The following is a 14,724-nucleotide window of genomic DNA, read 5'->3' as shown; positions in this document are numbered from 1 at the left end:
CCCAGGAACCGTTCGTGTCCGCCACTGCCCACCTCATTCCCAAGCCCGGCCTGTTGGTCGCCGATCCGACCACGTTGCGTTTCTTGCCGGTCGAGGGCGCCGAGATGCCCTTGAGCAGCTACTGGCTGCGCCGCTTGCAGGAAGGCGACGTCGTCCGGCGCCCTGCCGTCCTGGCTCGTAAATCCAACCTCAAAACCAAGCCCGCGCCGGTCTCACCGGCCACCGCACCGGAGGCGTCATGATCAGTTTCAACGGCATTCCCGTCGGCATCCGCACACCGGGTGCTTTCATCGAAATCGATGCCACCCGCGCCACCCAGGGTCTGCCACCGGCGTCGCACAAAATCCTGGTGATAGGACAGAAGTTGCCAACCGGCACGGTCGCGGTGAACACACCGACCCGCATGCTCTCGGTCGCGCAGGCCGAGGATGCGTTCGGTCGCGGCTCGATGCTGGCGGTGATGATTGCCGCATTGAAGGCGGCCAATCGCACCACCGACACCTTCGCGATCGCGCTGGACGATGACGCCACCGGCGTCGCAGCGGCCGGCGCGTTCGACTTTACCGGTTCGGCTACAGGCGCTGGCACGCTGGTGTTGTACGTGGGGGGCGCGCGCCTTCCGGTTAGCGTGAGCGTCGGCATGACCGCTGCGCAGATCGCGGCGGCGGCGGCGACCGCCATCAATGGCTACACCGCTCTGCCGGTTAGTGCCATCGCCAATGCCGACCGCTGTGCTGTCGCGTTTCGTCACAAGGGCGCGGTGGGTAATGACTTCGACTTGCGCGTCAACTACGGCTTCGGCGAATCGCTGCCGCCCGGTGTGGCGGTCGCGATCACGCCCGTGACCGGCGGCACCGAGAATCCTGGTGTTGGCGCGGCTATCGCCGCACTGGGCGATGATCTGTATGACACCTGGGTGGTTCCCTACTTGGATGCGCCCAATCTCACCGCAATCGAGTCCGAACTGGAGCGTCGCTGGGGACCGATGGTGCAGCGCGAAGGCCAGGCGTTCGCGGGCGCCGCCGGCACCCTGGCCACGATGACCACGCTGGGCAACAGCCGCAACAGCAAACATCTCACCTTGGTGGGCGCCGGCATGTCGCCGACCCCGGCCTGGGTGGTAGCGGCGGTGACGGCCGCGATCGATGCCGCCGAGCCCGATCCGGCCCGCCCGCGCCAGACACTGGCGTTGCCCGGGTGCCTGGCCCCAATCGAATCGGCGCGGCCCACGCGCGAAGAGCGCGATGTGCTGCTGCACGAAGGCATCAGCACGCTGCGGGTCGACGACGGTGGCGTGGTGCGCATCGAACGTCTGATCACCACCTATCAAGTCAATCCGCAAGGTGATGCGGACACCAGTTACCTCGACATCGAAACGATGCGCACGCTGGCCTATGTGCGCACGGCGGTGCGCCAGCGCATCGCCGATCGGTTTCCACGGCACAAGCTGGCCAACGACGGCACCTGGTTCGGCCCCGGCCAGGCCGTCGCCACGCCCAAGTTGATCCGCGCCGAACTGCAGCAGCTGTTCCGTGAGATGGAGCGCGCCGGTCTGGTCGAGAACTTCGATCAGTTCAAATCCGATCTGATCGTCGAGCGCAACGCCAACGATCCCAACCGCGTCGACGTGCTGTTCCCACCGGATCTGATCAACCAGCTGCGCGTCATTGCCGCGCAGGTGCAATTTTTGCTGTAACTCAAGGACAACGTCATGAGTCAACGTTTAGGCAAGGCCATTCTCATCGTCAACGGTTCCCGATTGGAGTCGATGCCCGGCGCCACCATCGACATCGGCGGGGATGCTCGCACCACGCAGATCGGCGCCAACGAAGTGTTGGGGTACACCCAGACGCCGAAACAATCGCGGGTCGAGGTCAGCGTCAGTATCCGCAGCGGCATCTCGGTCGCCGACCTGCATGCCAGCGACGTGCCGATCACCTTTGAAGGCGACACCGGCCAGATCTGGTCGATCGCTGGCGCCTGGTCCGTGGATACGCCGGTCGTGGATTCCGGTGCCGGCACCGCGAAACTCGTTTACGAAGGCCCGCCCGCCGAGGAGATCATCTGATGGAACGTTTGACCAAAACCGGAACGCTCGTACACGGCCTGAAGGTGGGCGAACAGGTGCATAAGGAATTCGAGTTGCGCGAAGCACTGGCGGGCGACTACTTCGCCGCCGAAGGCGACGCGACCGGCGCACGTCCCATGACCTACCGCGCCGCACTCGTGGCGCGCCAACTGGTGCGCATGGGAACGTTCCAGGGGCCGTTCACGCTGGAAATGATCAGCAAGCTGAAAGGCGCCGATCTGTCGCGTTTGCTGACCGTCCAGCAGGAACTCGACCGCGAGGGGGAAGACGAGCAGCTCGGCGACTAAACCGGCTCCAGGCCGAGCTGCTGTTGGCGAGCAAAACCGGTTGGACGCCGCAGGTGCAGCGGCAACTACCGGAACACGAATTCAACGCCTACCTAAAAGCCCTGATCGAATCCCTCCATGTCTGATCTCATCCTCGCCGCGCGACTGCAACTGGATTCCCAGCGATGGGAACGTGGCCTCACGCAAGCAGGCGCCAAGACCAAAGGATTCACCGCCGGGGTCAAGCGCGAGTTTGCCGATTTGCGCAAGTTCGCTGATACCACCGCTGGACGTTTGGCGTCGCTCGGGGTGAGTGTCGGGGTGGCAGCACAAGTCATGAAGTCGGCCAAGATCGACCAACAGCTGACCCTGATCAAGCAGACCGCTGGGTTAACCGTCGAACAGACCCAGCAATTGCGCAAGGAGCTGAAAGGACTCTCAGGCGAGACTGGCATCGCGTTCGACAGCCTGATGAAGGGCTTCGGAGGCCTGGCCGCCGGTGGTCTGAACTATGACGAAGCGCTGCCCACCATTGGGGCCATCAACACCGCGATGCGCGTGACTGGCGAGGAAGCAGACACGTTGGTTAGCGCATTGCAGATGGCGCAGACCCATTTCGACTTCGACCTGTCCAAGCCGGAAGTAGCGCTGACCCTGCTGGAAAAGATGACCGTGGCCGGTCGTTTGGGCGTGGTGGAAGTGGGAGATCTGTCGGCTGTGTTTGCCGCGTCAGCGGCCAACGCTAAGAAGGCGGGATTGAGCTTCGAAGAAACCTTGGCGGTGTACGAAGGCTTCGGTACTGCCACGACCAAGGATCGCCTGGGCACCTTGGTCAATAGTACGTTGGCGGTGTTCACCGACGCCAACTACATGCGCAATGCCGAGAAGGCCACCGGCGTGACGTTCTTCGATGCCAAGGGCGAACGGCGCGGTGCGCTGGAAGTGATTGCTGACATCAAGAAAAAGTACGACACGCTCACGACCGACCGCGATCGCTTCCAGTTCGTCACCAAGGCCTTCGGCCAGGCGGACAAAGATACGATCATCGGTATTACTCAGGCGCTGGAAGGCGGCAACCTGCAGAACATCTTGGCGATTGCCGAAGAAACGATGAAAGCCGGCGGTACCTTCAAGCGCGATTTCGACGAATCCATGGATAATGGCGTCGCTCAGGCCAACAAGCTGCGCGAACGCATGGGTGCAGTGGGAGATGCCTTCGCCCAGCCGGTCAATAGCGCTTTCACCCGCCTGTCGAAGTTCGCCATGGACAAGAAGGACCAAGGCGGCCTGGAATTGTCTGGCGGCGAAGTCGCCACAGCTGGTGCCGTTTCGCTCGCGGCGCTATACGCAGGCGGAAAGATGGGTAAAGGCCTGCTCGGCAAATTGTCCGGCGGCGCCGCCAGCCTGGGCGGCGGCGTCATGGCAGGCCAAGCACTGGAAAAAGCCGGCCTGGCCGCGCCCGTATTCGTGGTGGGTGCCGCACCGGGCGTGTTCAGTGGCGTGGGCCTTCCGGCGGCGATACCCGTTGCCGATGGCGGCAAAGGAGGCTGGAAAGGTGCGCTCGGCTTCTCCCTGCCCACCGCTCTGGCTAGCAGCATGTTGCTAGACCCACGCAACCAGGAACTCGGCAAAGGCATTCCGGAGCTCAGCGCAAAGTGGAAAGCAGAAAATGAAGCGAAAGGCGGCCATTGGATGACCCGTGGCGGGTTGCCCAGCTTTAACTTCATCAGCGACTTGATCGATGGTTTCAAGAAGGACAGCGCTACCGACCAGCAGCAGAAACTCGCTATCGATGTCAACCTAAAGGTCGAAGGCGGCCAGGTGACGGTCAGTGCAGCGAGCGGTGATCTGCTGCACAACGTCACCACCCGGCGCTCGGTTCCGAACCTGGGCAGGATGATGGGTCCGCCCTCGGTGGTGAACTGATGGCTTGGCAGGACCAACTACGTCCGGCGAGCTTTCGTGGCGTCGCCTTTCAGGTCACCACGTCGAACGGCACCTTCGGCCGTCGCGTGGTGCTGCACGAATATCCGATGCGCGATCGTCCCTTTGTCGAAGACTTAGGTCGCAAAGCCCGCGCGTTACGCCTGGAAGCGGTGCTGATTGGGTCGGACTACATGGCACGGCGCGACGCGCTGATCGCCGCGCTCGAAGCGCCGGGGTCGGGTCGGTTGGTTCATCCGTATTTCGGCGAGCTGCAGGTCAGCCTCGACGAAAGCGGCGCCCAAGTCACCGAGTCCACCGACCACGGGGGCATGGCGCGCATCAGCTTCGGCATGGTCGAGTCTGGCGATCTGGTGTTTCCGCTGGCGCAGATCGCCACCGCCGATGCGGTCGCCAGCGCCGCGACCGAGGCCGAGGTCGCCGCCGCAAACGCTTTTGCCACTGACTTCGATGTGCGTCAGGTACCGGCGTTCTCGTTTGAGTCGGCACTGGCGTCCGCCAATGCCGCCCTCGATCAGGTCGAAGCGGTGATCCAAGTCCTGCCTGCATTGGGTCGCGGTCGCGATCTGACCTGGTCGGATCTGGCGGCGTTGCGCCCACAACTACCGGCGCTGCTGCGCCAACCGTTGGAGCTGGCACGACGCCTGCAGAAACTCTACGCGAGCTTACGCGGTGGCGACGATGCCCGCACCGCGAGCCGTGCGCTGGCGCAGATGGCCGACTTCGTGCGCCGTCTACCGTCATTGCCCACCACTACCGTTACGCGACAGCGCGAGCGCGCCAATCAAGATGCGTTGATCGCGCAGGTGCACGGCGCGGCCGCGATTGAGCGTGCGCATGGCCTGAACGATGTCGCATTCGTCGACCACGACAGTGCGCAGTCGCTACGCGATGATGTGATCGCGCAACTGGATGCAGTGGCCAACCTGACTCCGCATGACGAACTATTCCAAGCACTGAGCAACTTGCGCGCCGCCACCTTGCGCGATCAGCAGCAACGTACGATGTCATTGGTACGTCTGCGCACCTACACGCCCGCGCAAACCTTGCCGGCACTGGTGCTGGCCTACGACCTGTATCTAGACCCCTCCGGCGAGCAGGCCATCGTCGATAACAACGCGCTGACGCGGCCGGGCTTCGTGCCCGGTGGCCAGCCGGTGGCGGTGCCCGGTGGCGTCTGACTTGCAACTGGTGGTGCGTGGCACGGCCTACGGCGGTTGGCAGCGCATGCGTGTGCGCCGCAGTCTGGAGGAGATCGCCGGACAATTTGAGCTGCGTGTTACCGACCGCTGGCCCGAACAGAACATGCCGCGCACGATTCTTACCGGTGATCGCGCGGCGGTGGTCATCGATGGCCAGACCGTGATCACCGGCTACGTCGACAGCACCACGCCGTCACTGGATGCGCGGGCCCACAGCATCACCATCGCCGGGCGCGATGCGACCGGCGACCTGGTCGATTGCGCCGCTCGCCACAAGCTGGGCGAATGGCGTGGCGCGAACCTGGCGCAGATTGCCCGCGACTTGGCCGCGCCCTATGCCATCCCAGTTCACACGCGGACCGAGGTGGGCGCTGCTTTTCCGTCGTGGGCGATCCAAGAAGGCGAAAGCGCGTTTGAATGCCTGGAACGGGCGGCCCGCCAGCGTGGCGTGTTGTTGCTGTCCGACGGTATCGGCGGTCTCGTGCTTGGCCGGGCCGGCGAGGGTGCCATTGGCACGGCATTGGTGGAAGGTGAGAACCTGCTGCGCGGTGAGGTTCGCAACGATGCCAGTCAGCGCTATGCGAGCTACATCCTCAAGGGACAGCAGACCGGTGATGACGAGGTTTTCGGCGAAGCGGCCAGCGCGCTGAAGGCCACCGCCACCGATGCCGGCGTCACCCGCCCACGCGTGCTGCTGCTGGTTTCCGAAGACGAAGGGGATCAAGCCGCCTTGCAACGCCGCGCGCAATGGGAGGCTAACGTGCGCGCCGCCCGCGCCTTGACCGCCACTGTCACCGTCCAAGGCTGGCGGCACGCGCACGGGCTGTGGGCGCCCAACCGCACGGTGCAGCTGCGCACCCCGACGCTCGGCCTCGACCGCGACCTGTTGATTCGCGATGTTGAGCTGATCTGTGACGAACAAGGCCTGCGCAGTGAGCTGACGCTCACCCCGATCGAGGCGTACAGCCTGATGGCGATGCCAGGCAAAAAGAAGCCGCGCAAAAGCGAACAGGACGATTCTCTATGATGGCCAAACTGCGCCTGCTCATCAGTCGCGCCATCGTGCGCCTGGTCGATGACCGTGCCGGAGTGCAAACGGTGCAGGTCAGTCTGCTCGCCGATGAAGCCCGCGCGGCCGTGCAGCGGTTTCAGCAGTACGGCCTGACTTCGGTACCGCTGGCCGGCGCCGAAGCGATTGCGGTCGCGGTCGGCGGCTCCCGCTCCAACTTGGTCGTGCTTGCGGTGGATGATCGCCGCTTCCGCAAGCGCGACCTGCAACCCGGTGAGGTCGCGCTGTACACCGACGAAGGCGACTACCTGCTGCTCAAACGTGGCCGCATCGTCGAGGTGAAAGCGGGCGCCAAGGTGCGCGTGGATGCCCCTGAAGCCGAGTTCACCGGCAACCTGCACGTCGCCGGTTCGATCACCTGCGACCAGCACGTTAGCGATGCGGCCGGCTCGATGCAGGAGATGCGCGACACCTACAACCATCACGACCACATCAATGTGCAGCCGGGCAGCGGCAAGACGCCGCCACCGACGCAGGAGATGTCCTGATGGACCTACGTCTGGTCTATGACAACCACGTCGGCCAGGGCGATCTGGTGCTCAGCGGCGCCGATCTGGCCATCGATACGGGCCTGGAGACCGCGGTCATCATCAGTCTGTTTACCGATCGACGCGCGCCAGAAGAGACGACGGTTCCCGATGGTCAGCGCCGTGGCTGGTTCGGCGATGCCTACAACGCCGACACGGTCGATCAGATCGGCTCACATCTGTGGCTGCTCTCGCGCGAGAAGCGCACCGCGCAGACGTTGCAACGTGCCCGCGACTACACCTATGAGGCACTGGCCTGGCTGGTCACCGACGGCGTGGCGCGCGCGATCGACGTACAGGCGCAGTACGTCGGCAACGAGCAACTCCAACTGTTGATCGAGATTGCCCGCGAGCGGCATCCACCGGCGCAGTTCCGATTCGATGCCTTTTGGAGCGGTGCCCATGCCGTTTGACCGTCCCACGTTGCCCGTACTGAACGAGCGCATCGCCACCGATCTGGAGGCGAATCTCACGGGTACCGACGCCCATTTGCGCCGCTCCGTCCTGGGCGTGCTGGCGCGCGTGCTGGCCGCTGCCACGCATGGCCTGTACGGCTTCTTGAATTGGATCTCGCGCCAGGTGATTCCTGACACCGCCGAGGCGGAAGTGCTGGAACGCTGGGCGGCCTTGTGGAAGCTGGCCCGAAAACCGGCCGTAGCGGCGAGTGGTCCGGTTTCTTTCTACGGCAACAACGGTGTGATCATTCCCGCCGGCACGGTGCTGCAGCGCTCCGACGGTGCCACCTTTATCACCGACGCCGAAGGTGTCGTGGCGGGTGGCACGGTGACGCTATCCGTGGTCGCGCAGCTGGCCGGCGCGGCGGGCAACAGTTCGCCTGGCACGCGGTTGCTGATCGCCGCGCAGATTCTCGGCGTGCAGGCCGAAGCATTCGTTGCCGCCGAGGGGTTGGCCGGCGGCGCCGAGATTGAAAGCGACGAATCGCTGCGCGAGCGACTACTGCTTCGCTTGAGCACACCGCCGCAAGGCGGCGCGGCCCACGACTATGTGCAGTGGGCGCTGGAAGTGTCGGGCGTCACCCGTGCCTGGGTGGTGCCGGCTATCAATGGCCTGGGCACGGTCGGGGTGTTCGTGGTCAATGATGCCCAAGCCAATCCTATTCCCGATGCGGTGCTGATGCAGGCCGTCACCGCCCACATCCAGGCCAAGCGCCCGGTCACGGCGCGCGTCTATGTGTTGGCCCCCATCGCGTTCCCGATCGACATGACGATCGCGGTGACCCCGGACCTGCCCAGCGTGCGCGGCGAAGTCGAAGCCGAGCTGCGCGACCTGTTCCGCCGCGAGGCCGAACCGGGCGGCACGATCCTGGCCAGCCATCTGGGCGAAGCCATCTCGTTGGCCGCTGGCGAGCGGGACCATCGCATCGATGCACCGGTAGGCAACGTCGTGGCACCGCCAGGCTACATGCCTGTGTTGAGAGCGATCACGTGGACCGTGTAACCGCTGATCGCTATCGCGAACAGTTGCAGGCCCTGCTGCCCCAGGGCGCGGCGTGGCCGCGTCGACTGAGCACGGTGTGGAGCGGACTGCTGTCGGGGCTGGCGCAGGAGCTGGCCCGCGTCGATGGGCGCGGAGTCGATCTGATCGATGAGGCGCTGCCCGATACCACAGTGGAACTACTGCCGGATTGGGAACGCGTGCTTGGCTTGCCTGACGGTTGCCTTCCGCGCGAGGACACGATGCAAGCACGGCGTGAGGCGGTGCTGGCCAAGCTCAACGCCGTCGGCGGCCAGCACGCGGCGTATTACATCGCACTGGCCGACGAGTTGGGCTACGCCGGCGCCTGGGTCGAGGAATTCCACCCGTTCACCGCCACGAGCCTGTGCACTGATCCCCTCAACACCGATCCCTGGTGCTTCGTGTGGGTACTGCATGTGCCGCAACTACCGCCGGGCAACGAGGCGACGGACCGTGCCCTGGAATGCCTCATCGCACGCTACCGACCGGCACACACGCACGTGGTCGTGCGCTACGCCAATCGCTATATCCGTTCCGGCTACATCAAGCCGGGCTATTTCAAAGGAGGTTGATCTTGAGCACCATCATCACTCGCGCCGCAAAGGGCCAGGAGCTGGAACACGACGAGATGGATCAGAACCTGATCAATCTCAACACCGACAAGGTGGAGAACGTGGACCACGCGGCGCTGGCCGCGCGCGTATCGGCCACAGAAGCGGGACTCGCTAACACCGCGACGGCTGACCACGAACACACCGCCGACGAAATTCCGGTAGCGGCAGGCAGCAGCGTATCGGTGCAAGCGGCGCTGGTCGAACTGGACGCGGACAAGGAATCGCGTGCTAACCGTGGCGCCGCCGACGGCTACGCGCCGCTCGGCTCCGATGCACGCGTGCCGCTGGCGAACTTGCCCGACGTGCTGTCGCACGACAAAGGGTTTTTCGCGTCGCCCGCCGCACTCACCGCCGCCTATCCGATAGGCAACGATGGCGATCATGCGATCGTCGATACCACCGCCTCGGTGTGGCTGTGGGATGACGGCGCCTGGACCGACTCCGGCGCCAAAGGCGCGGTGCACAGCGTCAATGGCCAGACCGGGATCGTCCAGCTCAGCGCTCATGATGTGGGAGCGCCGCCGCAGTCGGAAATGGATGCCACACGCACCGCGCTGGAGAAAGTGATCCAGGCGGTCATCAGTACCGGCCTGGTGCAGGAAGCCACTGAAACCTTTGAACTCGAACGCCTCAGCGCTAGCCTGCTGAAGATTCACGCCGTCACCGGCGCGTTCTTCGACGATGATCTCAGCGGCACCTATGCATTTCCCGAGCAGACCGTCGATCTCAACGCGGTGTTGAGCCTGGCCGACGGCCTGCACATCCAACATCTGCACCTGGACAAGACCGGCACGGCTTTCTTCCTGGATCAACGCGACGCCGACTCGCCCAATCTGCTGGCGCTGGGCATCGTCTATCTGCAAGTGGTTGGCGGCGTGATCAACATGCCGGCCGAACTGCCGCCATTAGCCAGGCCGGCGATGGCCGCCAATTCTAGTTTTGAGCTGGCCAAGCTCGGCCTGTCGCTGTCGGTCACACTCGCACCTAACGCTAATTTGTCGCTGGCGTGCAGCAGCGGCCAGGCCACCGGTGAGTCGGTGAACTGGATCGACCGCAGCGCGATCCACGTGCGCCCGATCGCGGCACAGAACCCGTTGCCGATGCGCCGCATCCACGCCGGCGTGTCGTCACAGCTTGGCGTCCCTGCCACCACGACCCTGCTTGACCCGACCCAGTTCTGGAATGGTGTCGCCTTGGCTCCGGTCGGCGGCAGCGCCGCGCGCTCGACGGTGCAACGGCTCATCTGGTCGCCGGGTGCGGGCTTCGCCATTCAGTACGGTGAGGCGTTCTATGCCACGTTGAGCGACGCCAACAACGCGATGGCCGTTGCGCCCTTCACGTCGGTGTTTCCTGGCGCCGAAGGCATCGAGATTGCGCGCATCGCGGTGACGCGCGCCTGCACCGATCTGACCAATACGGCGGATTGCGTCATCCGTTTCGGTGCAGGCCTTTCGGGCGGCGGTTCGAGCCAGGGCACGACCTCACACGACTCGTTGACCGGCCTGCTCGGCACCCCGGGTCAGCTGCATCACCCCAACGATGCCGAGTACGCCAAGCTGCTGGCGCTGGGCAACGACGTGCAGGAGTTCACGTTCAGTGGCACGTGGACCAAGCCCGCCGATGCCAAGGCGGTGTTCATCCTGCTGATTGCCCCCGGCGCGGGAGGTGCGTGCGGCGAAAAACGCGCTACTGGCGTATCCAAGGGCGGTGACAGCGGCGGTGGCGGTGGCATGACGCTGCTGTGGGTGCCTGCTGACTGGCTCACCGCCACCGCATCGATCGTGATCGGCACGCCCGGAGTTGGCGCGCCTGGTCGCACGGACGAGGGCCCGCCAGTATTGGGTACGAGAGGCGGCGATGTCGTATTCACCGGCGGCCTTCGACTGCGCGCGCGTGGCGGCCACACGGGAATTACGGATAGCAACGGCGATAACGGGATCGGCACGCATATGGGCTTCAGCGCCCAGGCCGGCGCGGGCACCTTCGCCTGGGGCACGCCGTATGCCCAGCGCCAACGCAACGGACCTCCCGGTTGCATCTGCGGTAATCCAGGCGGAGGTATTACCGCCGCCGACGCATTGCTCAATCCGCCGGTGAATCAAGAAGGCGGTGGTGCTGGCTTCGTCATCGGTGCATTCGGCGACAGTGGTCCCAGTGGTCCGTACCCGAGCAGCCTGTTTCGCCTGGGTGGCCGTGGTGGTTTGGGAGGGTATGCGGCGATCGACGCCAATGGCACCGACGGTACTGCCGGACTGAATTACGGCGCAGGTGGCGGCGCTGGCGGTGCAACCCGCACCGGAAGCCGCTCTGGCAGCGGCGGCAACGGTGCTTACGGCATCGCTATCATCATTACGATTCGAGGCTGATATGCACTATCAAACCATTCCCGCCGAACCCCATGCCGTCGTCTGGATCGGCGATGACGGCAGCAGCGCGATCATCCGCGCCAGCGAGACGAGCCAATGGGCGGCGTACCTTGCCTGGTGCGCGGCCGGCAACGTAGCGCCGCCGATCACGGGCGAGGCCATGCCCACATTGGAGCAGGCCAAAGCACAAACGACGAATCGGCTGTATCTCGCGGTAGACAGCGCCTTGCAGCCGATCCTGTCGCAGTACGCGACGTCTGAAGTATCAAGCTGGCCCGTGCAGCTGGCTGAAGCCACAACATGGCTGGCCGATCCGACGGTGCCAACCCCGCTGATCGATAGCCTGTGCGGCGGCGGTACCGGCAAGGTGCCGTTGTGTCAGTCGATCATCGCCAAAGGAAACGCCTTTAGCCACGTCAGCGGCGCGGTCTTTGCCTGGCGTCGAGCTTGCAGCGACTGGATCGAGGCGTGTATCGACGTCGATGCATTGACGCATTGGCAGCCGCAGTATCCGGAGCTTCCGCATGCAACGTATTAATACCCCCACCGCCGCGCAGAATCTGTTCGGCCCAGGCAAGCACGGCTTCACCGATGGCGACGTCTACGCCGCCGTTCCCACCACGCGCTTGATCGCCGCCTGGTTCAATGCGTTGCAGGAAGAAGTCGCACGCGTGATCGAGGCGGCGGGACTCGTGCTTGATCCCAGCGACCACACGCAGCTGCTGCAAGCCATTGGCTTGGTCGTGCAGAACATTGTGAACAACACGTCGTTCAACGCCGATACGCTCGATGGCTTGGACAGCAGCTATTTCGCACCATTGAATGCGCTTTTAGCGCACATCAATGATCGAAATAATCCGCACGACGTCACGCTGGCTCAGCTCGGCGGTGCGCCGCTGGATGGCCCGAACTTCACGGGAAACCCGCGTGCGCCGACACCACCGGCCAACGACAACGACACCAGCCTGGCCACGACCGCCTTCACTCAGGCAGCCATTCTCGCAGCGCTGCAAGGCGCTGGACTTACGGGCGGGTTTAGTCAGTCGTTCGGTCAAAACGGGTGGTGCCGCTTGCCCAATGGCTTGATTCATCAGTGGGGGCGCCACGCCGGCGGCGGCGGCGAAGGCATAGGTCCGAGCATTCTGTTTCCGATCACCTTCCCGAACGCGGCACTCGGCGTAAGCGTGGTGGACTGGAATCTGAGCGGCATCAACCGCAAGGCCGTGGATTGCTACGTGCAGGTGATGGGTCATCCGACATCATCGTCGTTCTCAACCTACGTGCAGCACCCCGGTGGCAGCAGCAATTATTGGGAAGGTTTTTTCTGGCAAGCGGTGGGGTTCTGATGAGCACAATCTATTACAGCGCCGCTAGCGGTGGCTTCTATCGCAGTGATATCCACGAACACATTCCCCACGACGCTGTTGCGATCAGCGCGGACGAACATGCCGCGCTGCTGGATGCGCAGACGGCGGGTAAGCGCATCCAGCCCAATGCCGCCGGCCATCCTGTCGCACAGGCACCCGCACCACCCACCGCCGAGCAACAGGCCGCGCAACACCGTCATCGGCGTGATCGGCTGTTGGAGGCATCGGATATACGTCTGCTCTCCGACTACCCGCAGACACAGGCCGAACTAAACGCGTGGTTGCAGTACCGCGAGGCGCTGCGGCGCGTGCCCGAGCAGCCCACCTTCCCGAATGAAGTGACGTGGCCGACACCACCCAAGTAGATCACCCCTTAAACGCCCATTAAAGAAGCTATTACCCATGACGCAATCTACGATCACCTTGATTTTTAGTAAGCGCCGCTCGCTCGGCTCGATGCTTATCCGTTACTTCACCTGGTCGCGCTGGAGCCATGTCGGCTTAGTCGCCGGCGATCGGGTCATCGAATCCATCGCTGGCCACGGCGTACGCGAGGTACCGCTAGCGAGCGCGATTCGTGGACAAGACTATCGGTTCGAGCATCTGCCCTGCGCCAATCCGGCGGCCGTCATCGCGGCGGCGCGTAGCCAGCTCGGCAAGCCCTACGACATCGGCGCGATCTTCGGATTTCTCGGGCGGCGCAATTGGCAGGGCCGCGATGCTTGGTTTTGCTCCGAGCTAATCGCCTGGGCGTTTGAGCACGCCGGGGCTGCACTGTTTCGCGCCGATCGTGTCCATCGCGTGACCCCTGAGCATCTGTGGATGTTGACTGGCGCCGCAGCGCCACAACCGGTGCCCGCTTCGATTTGAATCAGAACAGGGCGATGGACCGGTGCCAGCAAGCATCGGTCCATCGCCGCAACACACGCGATCAGCCGCGTGGCATTGGCCGAGGACCCTGCGCTCTCGCGAGAGCCCGGCCAAGGTAGACCTTCCCCCTCGCACAGGCTGAGATCGCAATGAAGTCCAATACGTTAGTTCCATGGCCCGGCGGCAAGACCCGCCTGCTACCACACCTTTTGCCGCTGCTCACGGCCAACCCACATACCTGCTATGTCGAAGCCTTCGCCGGTGGAGCCGCGTTGCTATTCGCACGGGAGCCGGCCAAGGTTGAAGTACTGAACGATTGCAATGGCGAACTTGTGCGGCTGTATCGCGTGGTGACCCATCATTTAGAGGAATTCGTCCGACAGTTCCGCTGGGCGCTGACTTCGCGCGAAATGTTCAAGTGGGCACAGCTTCAACACCCCGACACGCTTACCGATATCCAGCGCGCAGCGCGGTTCTACTACCTGCAACGGCTGGCATGGGGCGCCAAGGTCAGCGGCCAAGGCTTTGGCACAGCAACCACCTCGCCCAAGAGCCTCAATCTGCTGCGACTGGAAGAGGACCTAAGCGCCGCCCACCTGCGGTTGCACCGGGTCGTGGTAGAGCAGCTCCCCTGGCAAGCCTGCATAGCCAAATACGATGCGCCGCATACCCTTTTCTTCCTGGACCCGCCCTATTGGCAGACCGAGGGCTATGGCACCGCCTTCGATCTGGATCAGTACGAAGCGCTGGCCAGCATCATGGCCGGGCTCAAGGGCCGAGCCATCCTCACCATCAACGACCACCGCGACATGCGCCGGCTATTTGATCGCTTCGAGGGTAAGACGGTGCCCATCCGCTATAGCATCGGGGGCGGAAGAGGTGCCGCCCGAAGAGAGCGGATCTACTCGACCAAGTAGCAGCACGGTTAGCTCTC

17 protein-coding genes are annotated in these 14,724 nt (G+C 64.0%); all 17 read left to right on the top strand.

Annotated features, from left to right (window positions below):
- Positions 1 to 14: 14 nt before the first annotated feature.
- Entirely contained in the window at positions 15 to 242 is a 228-nt protein-coding gene (locus AB6O04_RS17435; RefSeq protein WP_368565493.1) for a DUF2635 domain-containing protein, read from the top strand.
- A complete protein-coding gene (locus tag AB6O04_RS17430; RefSeq protein WP_368565492.1) occupies positions 239 to 1,696 on the top strand; it encodes a phage tail sheath C-terminal domain-containing protein in 1,458 nt (485 codons plus the stop codon). Before AB6O04_RS17435 ends, AB6O04_RS17430 begins: the two co-directional genes overlap by 4 nt.
- Before the next feature lie 15 nt (positions 1,697 to 1,711).
- Complete coding sequence (locus tag AB6O04_RS17425; protein ID WP_368565491.1) at positions 1,712 to 2,068, top strand: phage tail tube protein; 357 nt, start codon at positions 1,712 to 1,714, stop codon at positions 2,066 to 2,068.
- Positions 2,068 to 2,376 (top strand): phage tail assembly protein, encoded by a 309-nt coding sequence (locus AB6O04_RS17420; RefSeq protein ID WP_368565490.1) that lies wholly within the window; start codon positions 2,068 to 2,070, stop codon positions 2,374 to 2,376. Before AB6O04_RS17425 ends, AB6O04_RS17420 begins: the two co-directional genes overlap by 1 nt.
- Before the next feature lie 117 nt (positions 2,377 to 2,493).
- Positions 2,494 to 4,281 carry a phage tail tape measure protein gene (locus tag AB6O04_RS17415; RefSeq protein ID WP_368565489.1) on the top strand — a complete coding sequence of 596 codons (1,788 nt, stop codon included), beginning with the start codon at positions 2,494 to 2,496 and terminating at the stop codon, positions 4,279 to 4,281.
- A complete protein-coding gene (locus AB6O04_RS17410) occupies positions 4,281 to 5,480 on the top strand; it encodes a DNA circularization protein (RefSeq protein ID WP_368565488.1) in 1,200 nt (399 codons plus the stop codon). The genes AB6O04_RS17415 and AB6O04_RS17410 overlap by 1 nt, the downstream gene beginning before the upstream one ends.
- Positions 5,470 to 6,528 (top strand): phage baseplate assembly protein, encoded by a 1,059-nt coding sequence (locus AB6O04_RS17405; protein ID WP_368565487.1) that lies wholly within the window; start codon positions 5,470 to 5,472, stop codon positions 6,526 to 6,528. The genes AB6O04_RS17410 and AB6O04_RS17405 overlap by 11 nt, the downstream gene beginning before the upstream one ends.
- The gene (locus AB6O04_RS17400; RefSeq protein ID WP_368565485.1) at positions 6,525 to 7,058 is read left to right on the top strand and encodes a phage baseplate assembly protein V; all 534 of its coding nucleotides are present in this window, start codon (positions 6,525 to 6,527) and stop codon (positions 7,056 to 7,058) included. Before AB6O04_RS17405 ends, AB6O04_RS17400 begins: the two co-directional genes overlap by 4 nt.
- Positions 7,058 to 7,510: a phage GP46 family protein gene (locus tag AB6O04_RS17395; protein ID WP_368565484.1), complete on the top strand. Its 453-nt coding sequence runs from the start codon at positions 7,058 to 7,060 to the stop codon at positions 7,508 to 7,510. The genes AB6O04_RS17400 and AB6O04_RS17395 overlap by 1 nt, the downstream gene beginning before the upstream one ends.
- Entirely contained in the window at positions 7,500 to 8,555 is a 1,056-nt protein-coding gene (locus AB6O04_RS17390; protein WP_368565482.1) for a baseplate J/gp47 family protein, read from the top strand. The genes AB6O04_RS17395 and AB6O04_RS17390 overlap by 11 nt, the downstream gene beginning before the upstream one ends.
- Positions 8,543 to 9,145, top strand: a complete 603-nt coding sequence (locus AB6O04_RS17385) for a YmfQ family protein (RefSeq protein WP_368565481.1) — start codon at positions 8,543 to 8,545, stop codon at positions 9,143 to 9,145. The genes AB6O04_RS17390 and AB6O04_RS17385 overlap by 13 nt, the downstream gene beginning before the upstream one ends.
- Positions 9,146 to 9,147: 2 nt before the next feature.
- The gene (locus AB6O04_RS17380; RefSeq protein WP_368565480.1) at positions 9,148 to 11,553 is read left to right on the top strand and encodes a hypothetical protein; all 2,406 of its coding nucleotides are present in this window, start codon (positions 9,148 to 9,150) and stop codon (positions 11,551 to 11,553) included.
- Position 11,554: 1 nt separating this feature from the next.
- Positions 11,555 to 12,091 carry a hypothetical protein gene (locus AB6O04_RS17375; protein ID WP_368565478.1) on the top strand — a complete coding sequence of 179 codons (537 nt, stop codon included), beginning with the start codon at positions 11,555 to 11,557 and terminating at the stop codon, positions 12,089 to 12,091.
- Positions 12,078 to 12,899, top strand: a complete 822-nt coding sequence (locus AB6O04_RS17370; protein ID WP_368565477.1) for a hypothetical protein — start codon at positions 12,078 to 12,080, stop codon at positions 12,897 to 12,899. Before AB6O04_RS17375 ends, AB6O04_RS17370 begins: the two co-directional genes overlap by 14 nt.
- Positions 12,899 to 13,285 carry a tail fiber assembly protein gene (locus AB6O04_RS17365; protein WP_368565476.1) on the top strand — a complete coding sequence of 129 codons (387 nt, stop codon included), beginning with the start codon at positions 12,899 to 12,901 and terminating at the stop codon, positions 13,283 to 13,285. The genes AB6O04_RS17370 and AB6O04_RS17365 overlap by 1 nt, the downstream gene beginning before the upstream one ends.
- A 37-nt stretch (positions 13,286 to 13,322) precedes the next feature.
- The gene (locus tag AB6O04_RS17360; RefSeq protein ID WP_368565474.1) at positions 13,323 to 13,790 is read left to right on the top strand and encodes a YiiX/YebB-like N1pC/P60 family cysteine hydrolase; all 468 of its coding nucleotides are present in this window, start codon (positions 13,323 to 13,325) and stop codon (positions 13,788 to 13,790) included.
- A 149-nt stretch (positions 13,791 to 13,939) separates the two neighbouring features.
- A complete protein-coding gene (locus tag AB6O04_RS17355) occupies positions 13,940 to 14,707 on the top strand; it encodes a DNA adenine methylase (RefSeq protein ID WP_368565473.1) in 768 nt (255 codons plus the stop codon).
- Positions 14,708 to 14,724 lie beyond the last annotated feature (17 nt).

This window comes from Pseudoxanthomonas sp. UTMC 1351 (genome assembly GCF_040948865.1).
GTDB lineage: Bacteria > Pseudomonadota > Gammaproteobacteria > Xanthomonadales > Xanthomonadaceae > Pseudoxanthomonas_A.
This window is presented reverse-complemented; position numbering and strand designations above follow the sequence as displayed.

What these genes read in the sequence shown, in the direction of transcription:
- AB6O04_RS17360 (WP_368565474.1), top strand. Translation starts at nt 13,323, where the DNA reads ATGACGCAATCTACGATCACCTTGATTTTTAGTAAGCGCCGCTCGCTC.
- AB6O04_RS17355 (WP_368565473.1), top strand. Translation starts at nt 13,940, where the DNA reads ATGAAGTCCAATACGTTAGTTCCATGGCCCGGCGGCAAGACCCGCCTG.
- AB6O04_RS17430 (WP_368565492.1), top strand. Translation starts at nt 239, where the DNA reads ATGATCAGTTTCAACGGCATTCCCGTCGGCATCCGCACACCGGGTGCT.
- AB6O04_RS17415 (WP_368565489.1), top strand. Translation starts at nt 2,494, where the DNA reads ATGTCTGATCTCATCCTCGCCGCGCGACTGCAACTGGATTCCCAGCGA.
- AB6O04_RS17425 (WP_368565491.1), top strand. Translation starts at nt 1,712, where the DNA reads ATGAGTCAACGTTTAGGCAAGGCCATTCTCATCGTCAACGGTTCCCGA.
- AB6O04_RS17370 (WP_368565477.1), top strand. Translation starts at nt 12,078, where the DNA reads ATGCAACGTATTAATACCCCCACCGCCGCGCAGAATCTGTTCGGCCCA.
- AB6O04_RS17395 (WP_368565484.1), top strand. Translation starts at nt 7,058, where the DNA reads ATGGACCTACGTCTGGTCTATGACAACCACGTCGGCCAGGGCGATCTG.
- AB6O04_RS17410 (WP_368565488.1), top strand. Translation starts at nt 4,281, where the DNA reads ATGGCTTGGCAGGACCAACTACGTCCGGCGAGCTTTCGTGGCGTCGCC.
- AB6O04_RS17400 (WP_368565485.1), top strand. Translation starts at nt 6,525, where the DNA reads ATGATGGCCAAACTGCGCCTGCTCATCAGTCGCGCCATCGTGCGCCTG.
- AB6O04_RS17365 (WP_368565476.1), top strand. Translation starts at nt 12,899, where the DNA reads ATGAGCACAATCTATTACAGCGCCGCTAGCGGTGGCTTCTATCGCAGT.
- AB6O04_RS17420 (WP_368565490.1), top strand. Translation starts at nt 2,068, where the DNA reads ATGGAACGTTTGACCAAAACCGGAACGCTCGTACACGGCCTGAAGGTG.
- AB6O04_RS17375 (WP_368565478.1), top strand. Translation starts at nt 11,555, where the DNA reads ATGCACTATCAAACCATTCCCGCCGAACCCCATGCCGTCGTCTGGATC.
- AB6O04_RS17390 (WP_368565482.1), top strand. Translation starts at nt 7,500, where the DNA reads ATGCCGTTTGACCGTCCCACGTTGCCCGTACTGAACGAGCGCATCGCC.